Genomic DNA, 16,742 nt, shown 5'->3' with positions numbered 1-16,742 from the left:
TCTTACAAATATCGAACACTCTTATACTTCTTATTTCGGCTCTTCTGGACGGCAAACGAATAACTTAAAAATAGTTCGTGCGATCCCGAGCTATAGGCTCCAAGAGCCGATGTTGTTAAATCATATGCGTAACCGGCTTTCAATCCATTATTCAAAATAACACTGAATCTGAAAATCAATCCGTCGTCTAAACGGTAGCCGATTCCTCCGGTAAAGCGCTCATTATAAATAATGTCTCCATTCAGATCTAATTGAGATCCGGCTAAGTCTGTCTTATATAAAACAGACGGTTGCAAAGAGAATAACGGATTTGGCATCTGAATAGTATATCCACCTGAAAAATAATAGTGGCGGGTATAAAAAGTATATGCGTCATCCGAGAACGAAATTTTTGCCTGGTTAACATGTGTAACGGATATTCCTGCGAAATAATTGTTCGATTTCAGGAAAAGTCCAAAACCAAAGTCTAAAGCTATTTCGCTGACACTGCCTGAGGGGAGATAACCATCCGAAAGCACCCAGTACTCTCCGTCGGGAACAGTCCATTCGCCGTCAATCGCTTTGTTAAAGATTCCCAGCGATGCTCCGATTCCTAAATCTCCGTAGTCAGTTTGAACAAGGTAAGCGTAATTTAAGTTAACCAGTGTATTTTTCTCAAAACCAAGTTCATCCCTGATGATATTCAAACCAATGCCACTCTTAATGCCGCCTAAATCAGTTGTCGATTCTACACTGAACACCATGGACTTTGGAGCTCCCTCCAAACCGCTCCATTGGGTTCTGTTTAAAATCAAGCCTGAAATCGCACCGCTCGTACCTGCATACCCCGGATTGTAGACCAATCGGGCCTGCTCGTAAAAGCTGAATTGCGGGTCCTGCTGTGCTTTTGCGGCCAAATTTACAATTACAAATAAAAATAAAAAACAAATTTTATTTTTCATAAATGGGCTAATGTTGCCTTTTTACAGTACATAAATAAGCAAATGTAAAAATACAATCAGCCTATTTTTCGCACATTTAAACGGTCATTGCAATTCCTTGAACGCAGCGCAGCTTAACTTTATTTTGCTAATTGGTTTAATTTTCTGATGTTTCTCCACCAACGATCGGGTATCTCGTAGCGTGCAGCAAGGTCGTAATCTTCCTGCGAACACGGGAAAACGTGGTCGGTGTCGTCGTTTTGGTTGTAAACTTTCATCCACCAACGGCCCGTTTTGCGGCTTTGGTAGAATGTCAAAGGTAGGTCAACGTCGTCCATTTCGATGATGAACTCGCTGAATTCATGTGGTTTATTGGCAGGATCTTCCACCACTTTGAAGTAAAATCCTTCAACGTAGTGCCAAATGATTTGGGCCATCAGTTTAGAACTCAAATCATCGCGGTCGAGCGAAGGAATGAGGTTGAAGAATCCGGCAACTTTCATTTGGTCGGCCATGCCTGCGTAATGCGCAATCTGGCAGGCTTCCTCGGCATAAACGCCGTTTGGAGACCCAAAGTACTGGCCAGGCGCTTCAATTTGCCGAACAGAATTGAGGTCGAAGCTGAAGATATCAGCTCCGCGCATGTATGGTTCAACTTCGGCCATGTTGTAGCGGATTTGGCCAAGTCGTTTATGATCTGAATTGATATCGGTTGCATGCGTCAGTTCGAGCGCATCGGTGTAGTAATTCTGATAGCCTAAAGTAACATGTGAGAAAAGATTCGGATGTTTCTCGAACACGAAATTCAGATAATTCTCCGAATTGATGGTTTTAGCACCTTTGTAAAAATCGAGTTTCGGATCAACAGTCACCAGGTTGAAAAACTGGTCTTCGAATGCTTTTGAGATACCGAAAGTAAGATCTTGCGATCCTCCCATGATCACCACTCCAATTCCCTGTTCCATAAAATACTGGCAGACATCTTTCAGCGCGAAATAGGTGTCGGCGGCACTTTTCCCGACTATCAGGTTGCCCAGGTCAAGCATCTTAAAACGAGGAGCAATGCGATTCAATGCGTACAGGTATTCCCGGATTTTATTCGGCGCAAGCGAAGCACCTTCGCGAACCGAGTTTCGGTCTTCTTCAACACCAATCAGGACAATCTTGGCTTTGTCGACTGCCAGCTTTTCGCTGTTTTTTTCGAGCAATGTGCCCAGCGCATATTTCTTTTGCACCCATTGGGGAAGGGTGAAGCCGGAAAAATCAACCGGTTTTAGGTAATCTTGGAGGTTCATCAGTTTATTATTTCTCAGCTTGAAATTAGTCTTTTCAAAAGAAAAGGCAAACAATCAACTTGTTTGCCTTTCAATTATTTTTTTCGGCCTTTCTTAGGTGCCGGGCCTGCTTCAATAATTTTCATGCAGTCCTCCAGACTAAGTTTTTCGGCTTCAGTTCCTTTTGCAATCTTGTAGTTTTTCTTTTTATAAGAAATGTACGGTCCCCACCGCCCATTCAGAATGCGAAGTTCCGGTTCTTCTTCGAAGGTTTTTATCAGCGCATTTCGGTCTTTTTCCCGCTTGGCTTCAATCAGTTCGATTGCCCGTGGAAGTTCCACCGAGTAGGGGTCATCCACATTTTTCTCCAACGATACGAATTTGCTGTCGTGCTGAATGTAAGGGCCAAAACGACCAATATTTACTTTCACCTTTTTGCCTTCGTACTCGCCAATTTCGCGCGGAAGTTTGAACAGCTCCAATGCTTCTTCCAAGGTAATGGTTTCCAGAATTTGTCCCGGACGGAGGCTCGCAAATTGAGGTTTTTCGCCTTCCTCGGTTGCTTCGCCCAATTGTGCCAACGGGCCGTAGCGGCCAATTTTCACCGAAACGGGCAGTCCCGTTTTGGGGTCATCACCCAGTACGCGTTCGCCGTTTGTACGTTCCGATACCTCCAGGGCATTTTCAATATGTTGGTGGAATGGTTTGTAGAACTCGTCAATCACTTCGTTCCAAACGCGCTTGCCGTCTGCAATCTCGTCGAATTCAACTTCAACATTTGCCGTGAAGCTGTAATCCATGATCTGGTCGAAGTATTTCATCAGGAAGTCGTTCACAACCATGCCGATGTCGGTCGGGAACAGTTTCGATTTTTCAGCACCGGTCGTCTCCACCTTCGTTTTGTCGGAAAGCTTTCCGTTTTTCAGCGTCAGTTGGATATACTCGCGTTCAACGCCCGGACGATCTTCCTTCACCACGTAACCGCGGTTTTGGATCGTTGTAATCGTTGGCGCGTAAGTTGAAGGACGGCCAATGCCTTGCTCTTCCAGTTTTTTAACCAAACTCGCTTCAGTGTATCGTGGTGGCTTTTGGCTGAAACGCTCGGTGGCTTCGATGAAGTTAGCGCGCAATACCTGGTTTGTTTTAACCGGTGGAAGCAAGCTTTTTGCATCGGAACCTTCGTCTTCGTTATCGGTCGACTCGAGGTAAACCCGGAGGAAACCGTCGAACTTGATCACCTCGCCGGTTGCCTGGAAAACTTCGCTGGTGTTCGATACTTTAATGGAAACGGTTGTGCGTTCCAACTCGGCATCGGCCATTTGCGAGGCGATTGTTCTTTTCCAAATCAATTCGTACAGGCGTTTTTCCTGTGCAGTTCCCGAAACCTCTTCCTGGTCCATGTAGGTAGGACGGATAGCCTCGTGCGCTTCCTGCGCTCCTTTTGATTTGGTCGTATATTGACGATACTTGTGGTATTTCTCGCCGTGTGTATTAATAATAGTGCTTTTGGATGTGTTGATCGCCAGGTCCGACAGGTTTACCGAGTCGGTACGCATGTAGGTGATCTTTCCGGATTCGTACAAGCGCTGAGCAACCGACATGGTTTGCGAAACCGAAAATCCCAGTTTGCGGCTGGCTTCCTGTTGCAAGGTCGAAGTTGTAAATGGCGCTGCCGGCGTTCTTTTCGACGGCCTGGTTTGAATGTCGGCAATGCTGAATTCAGCTGTTTGGCATTTCTCCAGGAACTTCTGCGCTTCGGCCTTTGTCTCGAATCGTTTGTTCAGTTCCGCTTTCAGTTCAACGGTATTTCCTTTGTCATCTGGAACCAGGAAAACTGCGGTAACGCGGAAGGCTGAAGTGCTTTCAAAGTTGATGATCTCCCGTTCGCGTTCAACAATCAGGCGAACAGCAACCGACTGTACACGCCCTGCCGAAAGCGAAGGTTTTACTTTTTTCCATAGTACCGGCGAAACTTCGAAACCAACCAGGCGGTCGAGAACCCGTCGGGCCTGTTGCGCATTCACTAAGTTGATATCGATTGGTCGGGGATTTTTTACGGCCTTGAGAATAGCGTCTTTGGTAATTTCGTGGAAAACAATTCGTTTGGTCTTTTCGGGTTTCAACTTCAGAACTTCCTGCAAGTGCCAGGCAATGGCTTCTCCTTCGCGGTCCTCATCGGATGCGATCCATACCTGCTTGGCATCCTTGGCTAATTTCTTCAGTTCAGTAACAATCTTCTTTTTATCGGGCGACACCACGTATTTGGGAACGTAGTTGTTTTCGAGGTCGATGCCGGCGTCCTTCTTTTCGAGGTCGCGAATATGCCCCATGCTCGATGTTACGTGAAAATCTTTTCCCAGGAATTTCTCAATTGTTTTTGCTTTTGCGGGAGACTCAACGATAACCAAATTGTCTTGCATAATATCCTCCAGACTATGAAAATTTCTGCAAATAAAAGAAAATGTCTGTCTTTCTTCAAATTTTGGCACAACAAAATTATCTCCTTTATATCTTTGAAAATGATTATTTTATTGGTTCTTCTCGACCTGGAAAGGCTGCTTTTATGTGTCATTTGGACGAATGGTATAAGGCAGAAATACAGTATTTTGCACCTGTTTTCACGATCGGTGTTCCCGTATGTCAAAAAGCTGCTTCAGTTCGCCTGAAAGAATACCTAATGCGGTGCTGAAATAATAATTTTAATCCTTTCGTTATATTTGTCGCGTAACATTCAAATGACCTTTGATGAAAAAAGATAAAACAGGATTTAAGAAATACTTGATCGGATTCTGGAGTCTCTTTGCCGTTGGTGTGATTGCCGTGGCCTTATTTTTCTACCTGATTGCTGAGGGGAAAATGGGTGAGATGCCTTCGTTTGAAGATCTTGAAAATCCGCAGAGCTTATTGGCTTCGGAAGTGCTTTCGCGTGACAATGTCAGTATCGGGCGCTACTTCCGCGAAAACAGAAGCTTTGTTACTTACGAGCAATTGCCTGAAAACCTCGTGGAAGCTTTGCTGGCCACTGAGGACGTTCGTTTTTACGAACACTCGGGAATCGATTTGCGAGGCCTATTCCGTGTGTTGAAAGGTGTTTTGACCGGTGACAGCAGTAGTGGTGGAGGTAGTACTTTGAGCCAGCAGTTGGCAAAGATGTTGTTCCCGCGTATTGACATGGAGAGCAAGATGGATCTTGTGCTGCGTAAATTCAAGGAGTGGGTGATTGCGGTGAAGCTCGAAAAGAGTTACACGAAGGAAGAGATTATCACCATGTACCTTAATAAATACGACTTTCTGAACCTGGCTGTTGGTATTAAATCTGCAGCCCGTATTTATTTCAATACGGTTCCCGATTCGTTGACAATTGAGCAATCGGCGATGCTTGTAGGGATGGCAAAGAACTCGGCCCTGTTTAACCCGGTTCGTCGTCCCGAACTGACCAAAAACCGCCGCAACGTGGTATTGGCTCAGATGCAGCGCTACGGTTACATCAGCAAAGCCGAACGTGATTCGTTGTCGGCTCTCCCGATGGAACTCGAATTTACCCGTGAAGATTTTAAAGAAGGTTTGGCTCCTTATTTTCGCGAGTACTTGCGGATTACAATGGGAGCAAGCAAGCCTGATCGTTCAAAATATGCATCGTGGCAAACGGTGAAGTTTAAAGAGGACTCAGTTGCCTGGGAGACCAATCCGCTTTATGGCTGGTGTAAGAAGAATTTCAAACCGGATGGCACGAATTACGATTTGTATCAGGATGGATTGCGGATTTACACAACGATTGACTCACGCATGCAGCAGTATGCAGAAGAGGCGGTTGAAGATCACCTGAAGCTGGATTTGCAACCGGGATTTGAACGTCACCTGAAAACACTTCGGAACCCACCTTTCTCAGACGATATGAGCAACGACGACGTGGAACATTTGCTCGCCCTGTCGATGCGCCAAAGCGAGCGTTACCGGGTGCTTCGTTTGCAAGGGCTAAATGCAGAACAGATTAAGAAGAACTTTAACGAAAAGGTTGAAATGACTGTCTTTTCGTGGAAGGGAGACCGCGACACCATCATGAGTCCGCTGGACTCGATTCGTTATAACCTGAGCTATTTGCGTTCGTCGATGATGGCCATGGATTTGGAAACCGGCCAGGTGCGCGCCTATGTTGGTGGGCCTAACTATCGTCATTTTATGTACGACATGGTTTTGGGCGGAAAACGCCAGGTGGGTTCTACCGTGAAACCATTCCTTTACACGCTGGCTATGCAAAATGGTTTGACGCCTTGTACTAAAGTGCCGAACGTGAAGCAGCAGTTTATTTTGGGCGACGGTACCGTTTGGGAAGCGAAAAACTCGGGTGAGTCCGAATACGATGGAAAGATGGTTACACTCAAATGGGGCTTGGCGAACTCGGTTAACCAGATCTCGGCATGGGTGATGAAGCAATTCAACCCACAATCAGTGGCTGATGTAATGCACAAGATGGGTGTCTACAGCTACATTGACCCGGTACCTTCTATGTTCCTTGGAACGTCAGATATTACGCTGTACGAAATGGTGGGAGCTTACGGAACCTTTGGAAACAAAGGAGTTTATACACAGCCGATTTTTGTAACACGTATTGAAGATAAGTACGGCAACGTGATTGCAACTTTTCGCCCGGAGAGACACGATGCCATCGATGAGAAAACCGCTTATTTGATGATTAGCCTGTTGCGTGGGGTTATTGACAACGGAACCGGTACCCGTTTGCGCTGGAACAAAGTTTACGGTGAAATTCAGGGGCCAATTGCCGGAAAAACGGGAACGACTCAGAATCACTCCGATGGTTGGTTTATGGGTGTTACGCCGCAGTTGGTTGCCGGTGTCTGGACAGGTGGTGATTTACGGAGTATCCGTTTCGACAACATCCGCTACGGGCAGGGTGCGAACATGGCGCTGCCGATTTGGGGACGATTCATGAAGAAAGTTTATGCCGACAAAACGCTGGAGTATAAGCCCGATCATGAGTTTGAGAAACCAATGAACTTCATTATGAACCTCGATTGTGACGACGTGAATGGCTCGGATGAGAAACCGGCTGAATTCGAAGATTTCTTCTAAGAACAAAATACGATAAATGAAAAATCCCCGCAAGTATTTAACCTGCGGGGATTTTTTTATCTCATTTCGAACTAGTCGTTCAGGAATCGTTTTGTTATCTCACCGTAGTTTTCGATCCGGCGATCGCGAAGAAATGGCCAAATGCGGCGAACATCTTCAGATCGAGCCAGGTCTGCTTGTACCAGGATGTTTTCCTCTTCAGAGCTGCTAGTGTTGGCAATAATTTCGCCTTGCGGGCCTGCCACAAAGCTGTGTCCCCAAAACTGAATTCCTTCAGAATTTGCCGACGGATCCGCTTCGTGGCCAACACGGTTTACGCTGATAACCGGGATGCCGTTGGCAACAGCATGCGAGCGCTGAATTGTGATCCAGGCATTTTGCTGACGGCTTTTCTCATCATCGGTATCGCGCGGATCCCAGCCAATGGCGGTGGGATAGATCAGCATCTCGGCTCCGGCCATTGCCATCAGGCGGGCAGCTTCCGGATACCACTGGTCCCAGCAAACCAATACGCCCAATTTACCCACCGAGGTTTGGATGGGTTTGAATCCTAAATCGCCAGGGGTGAAATAGAATTTTTCGTAAAAGCCCGGGTCGTCGGGGATGTGCATTTTGCGGTACTTACCGGCCAATGTGCCGTCTTTTTCAAATACAACGGCTGTGTTGTGATACAACCCGGGAGCACGCTTTTCGAACAAGGAGGTGACCAACACGATGCCATGTTTGCTTGCAATTTCGCTGTAAAAGTCGGTTGATGGTCCGGGAATAGGCTCGGCCAAATCAAACAAATCAACATCCTCGGTTTGACAAAAGTACAGGCTGTTGTGAAGCTCTTGCAGCACGACTAGTTCCGCACCCTTTTCGGCGCAGTCGGCAATGTTTTTCGCCAGTTTTGCTTTGTTTGCTTCTACATCTCCTGTATTGCTTTGCTGGATCAATCCAACTCGTATTTCTTTTTTTGCCATAATTCTTTCTTTTTATAAAACTCCCAAGGGGAATTGCATGCTGATGCAGTGAATGGAACCGTGTTGTTTAATCAACGGAACACTGTTGATTGGAATGATTTCCCGGTCGGGGAAAAGACTTTGCATCACTTCGATTGCTTCTTTGTCTTGTTTCACCCCGTATATCGGAAACAAAACAGCCCCGTTAATGATTAAAAAATTTGCATAGGTTGCCGGAATCCGGTGCCCATCTTCAGCAAAAACAGCATCGGCGAAAGGCAGCGCAACCAGTTTGAACGGTTTGTTTTCCAAATCAGTCAAGGTTTGCAACTGTTCTTTCATCTTTTTCAAGGCCTCAAAGTGCATATCCGTTTCATCGTCGCATTTCACATAGGCAATCGTATCCTCACTGCAAAAACGGGCCAGTGTGTCAATGTGGCTGTCGGTGTCGTCTCCTTCCAGGAAACCGTGGTCAAGCCACAGGATTTTCCCGGCTTCCAGGGTGTTCTTCAGAAAACCTTCTATTTCGGATTTACTTAAATGCTCATTTCGGTTTTTCGACAGCAAACACTCGCTGGTCGTTAAAATGCAGCCGGCATCGTTGCTCTCAATGGCTCCGCCTTCAAAGGTGAAATAGGAATAATCGACCATTGGGACTCCGGGTTGGAAAGCAGCCTGTTCAAAAAGTGTCGGTGTAATCTGGTTGTCGTCGCAGGCAGCGAATTTCATTCCCCAGCCATTGAAGCGGAAGTTCAACAAAACCGGCTCTCCTTCTTCCATGATGGTCAAAGCAGCATGGTCGCGTGCCCAGGTATCGTTGATCGGCATTTCGTGAATGAGCAGCCGTTCGTTTTCAGCCTGCAAAAACTCAGGGAGGTTCGATTTGTCGCGGCAAACAATCAACAGCTTTTCACGCTCTAAAATAGCGCGGGCCATCTGTTCGTAAACAGGAACGACCTCGTCGAGAAGATCGACCCAGTCGGTTTCAGCATCGGGCCAGGTCAGTTGCACACCACTTTGTTCAACCCATTCGGCCGGTAAAAAGTTTCCTTCAGTTTTCATGGCTCAAAAATATGCAAAAACGAATTAAACGAGCTTGTTTGGTCGAAAATCGTCCGCTGAAAATACGACAGTGGCAGTTTTATATTTGGTTTAATAATAAGTGTTCTGTTAAAATAAATTTTGATTTGAGCACTCAGTGCCTTAATTTTAATTAGAACTTCAATTTAAAAGTCGTTTACAACGTACAAAATCCTTTAAAAAATCATTCTATGAAGAAAGTAAAACAAACAATTGCTTTACTGCTGGTAGCAGTAGTACTGAACGGCTGTTACGGTAGCTTTAAGTTAACAACTTCTCTGTGGGATTGGAATGGAACTGTCGGCGATAAATTCGTCAACGAGCTGGTGTTTCTTGCTTTTGTAATTATTCCCGTTTACGAAGTTGCAGCCTTTGTTGACGCGGTTGTGTTAAACACCATCGAGTTTTGGGGCGGAAGCAATCCAATGAGCATGAAAGAAGGCGAGAAAGAACAGAAGGTTGTTGAGATTGACGGCAAAACGTATCGTCTGACTGCCGAGAAAGATAAAATGACCATTGAAGATCTGAACGACTCAAAGGCTAAAACCGAGATGATTTTCAATGAAGACGATAACAGCTGGTATTTGGTAAAAGGCAAAAAACTACAAAAATTAGTAGGTGTCGAAATTCAGGATGGCAAGGTAATTTCATACAATTTGTATTATCCTGACGGAAGTGTTCAGGAAGTTCAACCTGGATTCGACCCGGTTGCGATGCAGAAGGATGTGCAAACTAACATGACCTATGCATTGCAGTGAGTTAGTTTGTTCAAAATGATACAATAGTAAAGAGGCCGTCTCAGTTGGGACGGCCTCTTGTTATATACAGATTTTGTTTGTGGATTAGTTTATTGCTTGTGGTCTGGAGGTTTATTTAAACACCCGTACGGCGTTTTCTAAGATGGAGTCGAAGAGGTTCCAAACGAAATCTTTGGATTGTTCCTGTCCTTTACTCCCTTTTGTCTTTGTTTCCATACCCAAGGAATTAAAAGTAAATAACATGAAATAATACCTAACACATCACCGATCAATCAATGTCCTGATTAATTCGATCGTGGAAAAGAATTCCCGGGTTGGCTAACAAAGAAAGGCCTGTCCTTTGATGTACAAAGGCACAAGCGTCCTGCTCGTTTGAAATTGAAGATTTAAATGCTTGGTGATATACAGATCGGTGCGAGACTGAGAATTGTATCCGCTCACAGCCTGGAACGGAGTGGTCGGAATTTCATTCTTTTCCTGCTGCTCATTTTTACTTTCTTCATTCAGGTAGATTGAAGAAACGGCCCGATCTTTCGCAAGCTGGACATGCGAACCCTCGTCTGCAAAGAGATTGTTCTTTTGCAAATTCAGAGTTGGTGTTGGTACGGTTAAAACCAATACAAAAAACACCCAAATACATCCTGCTATACGAAGAAATTGTGTCATTTTAACGTGTAATGCCTAAATAAGACAAATTAGTCTGTAATAATGTTCGCAGGATTCCAACATTTTAAGAAAGAGAATTTTAGATGGAATCCGTTGTTGCCTGGATAATTTGATCATTCGTTCGGTTTCGGTTCAGCATCGGGAAACTACAGTTCAGCGAAAACCTTCGCCCCCTCGGGGATATTAATTTTTAAACGGGAAGGGACTCGGCTAATTTTGATTCATGAAAACTTTAAAGCCTAAAAGTCATGAAAACAAAAAATCAAATTCATTATTTCGCAGTTCTTATTTCCCTGTTGTTTATTTCTGAAAGCTCGTTTAGTCAGCATGTTGAGTTTCCCGGTCAGTTACCTTCGGTTGATTTGAATTCCAGAGAGTGCCATCAATACCAGGTTGTAACGGAATACCGAAACTATGATCTGTTTGGAAATTCTACCGGAGGCCAGCGTTTTGAAGGGAAGTACTCAATTGGTTTGACCGATGGAACAGTGCAATGGGAAGATGTTTGTAAAACCAGCTTTCCAGCCGATGGGGTCGGAGCTGTTGACAGTCTTTCGTACATGAATGGTTTTGAGTACAGCTATCAACAGGATTTGCTTGCTCCGGAATTTTTTAGTTCGTTCCCGATGGAGGCCGTTGAAGCCAAAAACCTGGTTTGGGATATGGCAGCACTGGAGTTCTTCACGTGGGGTAATTCAGATCAGTTAAAATTGAATCAGCCTTTTCGGGCAGAGGAGGCCAATGTAGATTTGGATCTTGCCGGTTTGGGACATTTCGAAAACAGGGATGTGGTTTTAACCTGGCTGGGGATGAGCGTGGAAAACGGAAAACCGCTTGCGCTGATTGAATACCGAACACTAAACAACCCCCTGGGTGTTGAAATGGATATGGGCGACCGGCATTTCTCAACGAAAGGGCGCAGTCACTATTGGGGAACAATTTGGTTGGATGTGGATGAGAAATGCATCGACCGAGCGAAGTTGTATGAGGATGTTGTGATGGAAATTGGATTCGATGATCAGCCTGCTAAACAACAGATTGATGTTGTTCGCGAAATTACCGTTTCGAAAATTTACTAAATTTCAGAGATGAAGCCGCAAGTCGAAAAAACCAAACTAATCAAGATTCAAATTTGGATCGTTGTGGGTAGTTTTTTGTTCACCCTGCTGTTCGAATTCATGTCTGGCCGAAGGTTCTTCAGCGACTATTTCATTTCGATCTTTCTATTGATGATCGCACAGATCGAAATCTATGGTTGGATTGGAAAACGAATGCTGGAGAAGCTGGAGTACAACAGTGTGAGGGAGTTTACAAGGATTGTGCTGGTCAAGTTGGTTATGTTTTATGTATTGGTCATACTAATCAGCATTTGTTTATTCGTCATGGTAGGTGTGTTGAGTTCTGTCGTGGATGGAATCGACCCGATGATTTTTATTCGCAATATTCTCTGGAGCGAGTCCCGTGGATTTATTCTGGGATCAGGTATTGGCTTACTGCTGGGCAGTGTTATTTTCTTTGTTGCTCAGTTATTCAGTGCAATCCGAAGGATGCAAAAACTTCAGGAAGAGAAGCTGATCTACCAGTACCAGACGTTGAAAAACCAGGTTAACCCGCACTTTCTATTTAATAGCCTGAACACACTTTCAACGCTGGTTCATACCGATGCTGATTTGGCCGACGAGTTTATACAAAAACTGGCGTCAACCTATCGCTATGTGCTCGATCACAATCAACAGGTTTTGGTTCAGATTGAAGAGGAACTGCGCTTTGTGCAGTCGTATTTTTACCTGCACCAGTTGCGCGGGAAGGAAAAATTTAGGTTGAATATCGATGCAGATATTCCGGAAAAGCTCTTTGTACTGCCGGTCTCTATTCAGTTGTTGGTCGAGAATGCGCTGAAGCATAATGCGGCGACCAACGAAAAGCCGTTGGTGATCAATATTTCTGCAGATACCGACGGTTATATTCGGGTTTCAAATAATAAACAAGCCATGCAAACGCTCGAGCATTCAACCGGAACCGGCTTGAATAACCTGGCTGAACGGGTTCGGCAGATTTGTGGCCGAGACTTGGTTTTGAGGGAGACCTACGATGAGTTTACAGTGAAAATACCAATAATGGAATCAGATGAAAGTCGTAATCGTTGAAGATGAAGAACCGGCAGTAATCCGACTGAAGAAGTTGATTTCGGAAGTTGACGACAGGATCGAAGTGATCGCTTGTTTGGAGTCGGTTAGCCAGGCTGCTGAATGGTTCGTGGTCAACTCGTCCCCCGATCTCATTTTTATGGACATCCGGCTGGCAGATGGACTTAGCTTCGAGATTTTTGAGTTGGTTAAAGTGGAAGCTCCGGTTATTTTCACTACGGCTTACAATGAATACGCTATGAAGGCCTTTAAGGTGAATAGCGTCGATTACCTGCTTAAGCCGATTAGCCGTGACGATTTGGGAGCGGCTTTGGAGAAATTTCGGTCGTTGTACCAAAACTCGCAGTCGGACTTGAAAGGCTTCCAAACCAAATTGAACCAATTATTGGCGCAATTCAATCAAACGTATAAATCCCGTTTTTTTGTCAAAGTTGGACAACGGTATAAGTCGGTGTCTGTTGATGAGGTTGCCTGTTTTTTTGTGGAGGAGAAAAGTACCTTCATTCTGGATCGGGAAGAGAAGATGCTGGCGATCGATTCATCGCTTGATCAGCTGGGAAAGCAGTTGGATCCGCAGCGCTTTTTCCGCGTTAATCGGAATTTCCTGGTGAATCTCAATTTCGTTTCCGATGTCATTATATATTCCGGAAGTCGCTTAAAAGTGAAATTGAAAAATGGGCACCAGCCCGGCGATATTCTGGTTAGCCGCGAAAAAGTCAATGCGTTCAAAGAGTGGATGGACCGCTAAGAAATGAGAAAGGCCCCCTGTAGGGAGCCTTTATTATGCAGCGTTATGTGAAAAAACTTCATCGAGTATTTCCGGGTATATTTCCCCGAAATTTTCATAGCACCACTTGTTTAATTCATCCAGTTCTTCGGGATGTTCCACCCAGTTTACACATTTTGAAAGTTCTTTGCGGAACAAGTCTTTGCTGAAACTTACCTTTGGAAGAATCACTTTAGCATACTCATTCATGGTTTGAACGTTTTTTTTTAGTTGTTACTTGCATAAATTTACTCGGTTCAATACGATTATCCAACGATTTATTTGTACTTAACATTGTTTAACCGTGTCTGAAAAATTTATTGAACGCTAAATCTTTGTATTACAGTTTAATTTTTGAGTACAACGTCTTTGTTGTTTTAAAACATTAACGTTTTTGATTCAGCGCAAAGTAACGGCAGTGCGATTACACTGTTTTTACAACTTGATTAACAAAATTTGAAATCTTCTCATCAAGTGTTGTTTCACCTTCCAAAGCTTTTACAAAGGCACTTCCAATGATAGCACCTTGCGCGTATTTACAGGCATTATAAAAGGTTTCTTGGTTCGAAATACCAAACCCGATCACGCGGGGATTCTTTAGTTTCATGTTCTGAATACGCTCAAAATAGTCGATATGGAAATCGGCTACACTGTTTTTTGCCCCGGTTGTTGAAGAGCTGGAAACCATATAGATGAAGCCGCTTGAAGCTTCGTCGATTTCGACTAGTCGCTTTTCCGAAGTTTGCGGTGTTATTAGCAGAATGTTGTGCAGATTATATTTGGCAAACACCTCGCGGTAGTTTTCCTGGTATTCATTTAGCGGAAGGTCGGGCAGGATGAGGCCGTCGATTCCGACTTCTGAACACTTTTCGCAAAATTTCTCCACGCCGAATTGAATCACCGGGTTGAGGTAGCCCATCAGAATCAGAGGAATATTCACTTTCTCGCGAATGCCTTTTAGTTGTTCAAAAAGCGTTTTAATGGTCATACCGTTTTTCAACGCGATCAAGCTGCTGTGTTGAATGACCGGACCGTCGGCCACGGGATCCGAGAATGGCATCCCAATTTCAATCAGGTCAACACCGTTGGCAACTAGTTTTTCAATGATTGAAACGGTATCATCCAGTTTCGGATATCCTGCAGTAAAGTAAACGGAAAGGATATTTTCCTTTTTATCTTGAAATAGTTGATTTATTCTGTTTTTCATGATAGATGTGTTTTCCAGTCCGGCTTTAATTTGAAGTCAAGCCCGGACTAAGGTTGTCGTCAATAGCCAAAGTAATTTAAGTAAGTCTCCATGTCTTTGTCGCCACGGCCCGAGAGGTTGATTACATTGATATCTTCCGGTTTCAGATCGATTTTTTTCAACGCGGCCAAAGCATGTGCCGATTCAAGTGCCGGGATGATACCTTCCAATTGAGTCAGTTCCAATGCAGCCTCGAGCACTTCTTCGTCGGTTGCCCACAAGTATTTGGCACGTTTGGTAGCGTGCAGGTTAGCGTGCATCGGCCCAATCCCCGGATAGTCTAGACCAGCAGAAATAGAATAAGGTTCAATAATTTGACCATCTTCTGTCTGCATCACGTATGAACGGGAACTGTGGAGCACACCTGGTTTTCCAAGTGTTAATGTCGCCGCGGTTTCATCGGTGTCAACACCTTTTCCAGCAGCTTCCACGCCAATCAATTCAACACTATCGGTATCGAGGAAATGGTAAAAAGCACCGGCTGCGTTACTTCCGCCACCCACGCAGGCAATCACACGGGTTGGTAGTTCGCGCCCCATTTGCTCGTCGAGCTGCCATTTGATTTCTTCGCTGATAACCGATTGAAAGCGGGCTACCATGTCGGGGTAGGGATGTGGCCCCACAACCGAACCGATGATGTAGTGCGTGTCAACCGGGTTGTTGATCCAGTCGCGCATGGCTTCGTTGGTCGCGTCTTTAAGTGTTTTGTTTCCCGATTCGGCCGGAATCACTTCGGCACCGAGCATGCGCATTTTCTTCACATTCGGAGCTTGCCGTTGAACGTCCAACGCGCCCATGTAAACAATACATTTCATGTTCATTAAGGCACAAACTGTCGCTGTGGCAACGCCGTGCTGACCGGCGCCGGTTTCGGCAATAATTCGGGTTTTGCCCAAGGCCTTCGCCAACAGAATTTGTCCGATGGTATTGTTCACTTTGTGCGATCCGGTGTGGTTCAAATCTTCCCGTTTCAGGAAAATGTTGGTTTGATATTTTTCGGACATCCGCTTGGCTAAGTAAAGTGGAGACGGCCGTCCCACATAGTGTTTCAGCAAGCTGATGAAGTCCTGACGGAAATTGTAGGAGTTGATGATCTCCATGTATTTTTCCTGCAATTCTTCAATGTTCGGGTGCATCATTTCGGGAATGAACGCCCCGCCAAACTCTCCGTAATATCCTTTTTTGTTGACTTGATAGCTCATATCGTGTGTTTTTGTTTTTTTCTGATTTGAAGAATAAAGCTTGATACTTTATCTGTTTCTTTTACTGCTGGTTCTGATTCAAATCCGCTATTTATGTCGACTGCGAATAGGTGTTCGAATATAAGATTGTTTAGATCTTCGCAGTCTTCGGGCCGTATTCCGCCACTTAAAAAGAATGGGGTATCGAGCTTGTACTGATCTAAAATTCCCCAATTAAATTTCTCTCCTGTTCCGCCCGGAAGTTTTCCTTTCGTATCGAACAGGAAGAAATCGACAACTTCTTTATAAGCGTTCAACTGACCAAAGTCAAAGTCATCAAAAACCGAGAACGCTTTAAAAACCGTCAGTCCTGCATTTTTGATTTCTCTGCAATAGTCTACCGACTCGTGCCCGTGAAGTTGCGCCACCTGCAGCTTATATTTTTGGCAGATTTCGATCACTTTTGGGGCATCTTCATTCACGAATACGCCAACTTTTATTGTCGTAGCGGGTACGCGGCTGAAGATCGATTCGTCGGGATTGTCGCCGACATAGCGCTTGGATTTCGGGTAAAAGATGAAGCCGATGTAATCCGGTGACGCCGAACAAACAGCATCAATGTTTTTCGGGTCACGCATGCCGCACACTTTTATTTTTAAACCAGTCATT

General features: G+C 44.8%; 15 protein-coding genes. 5 read left to right on the top strand and 10 right to left on the bottom strand.

Annotated elements, in window-relative coordinates:
- Positions 1–2: 2 nt before the first annotated feature.
- The 3 genes from BC643_RS11460 to topA all read right to left on the bottom strand — a co-directional run bounded on the left by BC643_RS11460 (position 3) and on the right by topA (position 4,614).
- Complete coding sequence (locus BC643_RS11460) at positions 3–941, bottom strand: PorP/SprF family type IX secretion system membrane protein (protein ID WP_120273217.1); 939 nt, start codon at positions 939–941, stop codon at positions 3–5.
- Positions 942–1,060: 119 nt separating this feature from the next.
- The gene (locus BC643_RS11455) at positions 1,061–2,215 is read right to left on the bottom strand and encodes an arginase family protein (protein WP_120273216.1); all 1,155 of its coding nucleotides are present in this window, start codon (positions 2,213–2,215) and stop codon (positions 1,061–1,063) included.
- A 74-nt stretch (positions 2,216–2,289) separates the two neighbouring features.
- Complete coding sequence (gene topA, locus BC643_RS11450) at positions 2,290–4,614, bottom strand: type I DNA topoisomerase (RefSeq protein ID WP_120273215.1); 2,325 nt, start codon at positions 4,612–4,614, stop codon at positions 2,290–2,292.
- 325 nt (positions 4,615–4,939) lie between these two features.
- Between topA and BC643_RS11440 the strand changes: the two genes are divergently transcribed.
- Positions 4,940–7,285 (top strand): transglycosylase domain-containing protein, encoded by a 2,346-nt coding sequence (locus BC643_RS11440; RefSeq protein ID WP_120273213.1) that lies wholly within the window; start codon positions 4,940–4,942, stop codon positions 7,283–7,285.
- Between the two features lie 71 nt (positions 7,286–7,356).
- Here BC643_RS11440 and BC643_RS11435 read toward each other — a convergent pair whose 3' ends face one another.
- Both BC643_RS11435 and BC643_RS11430 read right to left on the bottom strand, forming a co-directional pair.
- Positions 7,357–8,250: a carbon-nitrogen hydrolase gene (locus BC643_RS11435; protein WP_120273212.1), complete on the bottom strand. Its 894-nt coding sequence runs from the start codon at positions 8,248–8,250 to the stop codon at positions 7,357–7,359.
- Positions 8,251–8,262: 12 nt separating this feature from the next.
- Positions 8,263–9,291 (bottom strand): agmatine deiminase family protein, encoded by a 1,029-nt coding sequence (locus tag BC643_RS11430; RefSeq protein WP_120273211.1) that lies wholly within the window; start codon positions 9,289–9,291, stop codon positions 8,263–8,265.
- Between the two features lie 209 nt (positions 9,292–9,500).
- On the opposite strand from BC643_RS11430, the gene BC643_RS11425 reads away from it, so the two are divergent.
- Positions 9,501–10,067, top strand: coding sequence for a DUF3332 domain-containing protein (locus BC643_RS11425; protein WP_120273210.1), 567 nt, complete (start codon positions 9,501–9,503; stop codon positions 10,065–10,067).
- 318 nt (positions 10,068–10,385) lie between these two features.
- Here BC643_RS11425 and BC643_RS11420 read toward each other — a convergent pair whose 3' ends face one another.
- Entirely contained in the window at positions 10,386–10,733 is a 348-nt protein-coding gene (locus BC643_RS11420; RefSeq protein WP_120273209.1) for a hypothetical protein, read from the bottom strand.
- Positions 10,734–10,981: 248 nt separating this feature from the next.
- On the opposite strand from BC643_RS11420, the gene BC643_RS11415 reads away from it, so the two are divergent.
- Genes BC643_RS11415 through BC643_RS11405 form a run of 3 tightly spaced genes read left to right on the top strand, consistent with a single transcriptional unit; the run spans position 10,982 to position 13,628 of the window.
- The gene (locus tag BC643_RS11415) at positions 10,982–11,812 is read left to right on the top strand and encodes a hypothetical protein (RefSeq protein ID WP_120273208.1); all 831 of its coding nucleotides are present in this window, start codon (positions 10,982–10,984) and stop codon (positions 11,810–11,812) included.
- Between the two features lie 9 nt (positions 11,813–11,821).
- Positions 11,822–12,880, top strand: coding sequence for a sensor histidine kinase (locus BC643_RS11410; RefSeq protein ID WP_120273207.1), 1,059 nt, complete (start codon positions 11,822–11,824; stop codon positions 12,878–12,880).
- On the top strand, positions 12,861–13,628 hold the full coding sequence (locus tag BC643_RS11405; RefSeq protein ID WP_120273206.1) for a LytR/AlgR family response regulator transcription factor: 768 nt from the start codon (positions 12,861–12,863) through the stop codon (positions 13,626–13,628). Before BC643_RS11410 ends, BC643_RS11405 begins: the two co-directional genes overlap by 20 nt.
- Positions 13,629–13,661: 33 nt before the next feature.
- Here BC643_RS11405 and BC643_RS11400 read toward each other — a convergent pair whose 3' ends face one another.
- From BC643_RS11400 to BC643_RS11385, 4 genes are all read right to left on the bottom strand, one after another.
- Positions 13,662–13,856, bottom strand: a complete 195-nt coding sequence (locus tag BC643_RS11400; protein ID WP_120273205.1) for a hypothetical protein — start codon at positions 13,854–13,856, stop codon at positions 13,662–13,664.
- A gap of 214 nt (positions 13,857–14,070) precedes the next feature.
- On the bottom strand, positions 14,071–14,853 hold the full coding sequence (gene trpA / locus BC643_RS11395) for a tryptophan synthase subunit alpha (RefSeq protein ID WP_120273204.1): 783 nt from the start codon (positions 14,851–14,853) through the stop codon (positions 14,071–14,073).
- A gap of 59 nt (positions 14,854–14,912) precedes the next feature.
- Complete coding sequence (gene trpB / locus BC643_RS11390; RefSeq protein ID WP_120273203.1) at positions 14,913–16,094, bottom strand: tryptophan synthase subunit beta; 1,182 nt, start codon at positions 16,092–16,094, stop codon at positions 14,913–14,915.
- Complete coding sequence (locus BC643_RS11385; RefSeq protein WP_120273202.1) at positions 16,091–16,741, bottom strand: phosphoribosylanthranilate isomerase; 651 nt, start codon at positions 16,739–16,741, stop codon at positions 16,091–16,093. The genes trpB and BC643_RS11385 overlap by 4 nt, the downstream gene beginning before the upstream one ends.
- Between the last annotated feature and the right edge of the window lies 1 nt (position 16,742).

Origin of the sequence: Mangrovibacterium diazotrophicum (assembly GCF_003610535.1) — a bacterium.
GTDB classification, from domain to species: Bacteria; Bacteroidota; Bacteroidia; order Bacteroidales; family Prolixibacteraceae; genus Mangrovibacterium; species Mangrovibacterium diazotrophicum.
The sequence above is the reverse complement of the archived record's forward strand: the minus strand, read 5'-3'. Positions and strand labels throughout refer to the sequence as shown.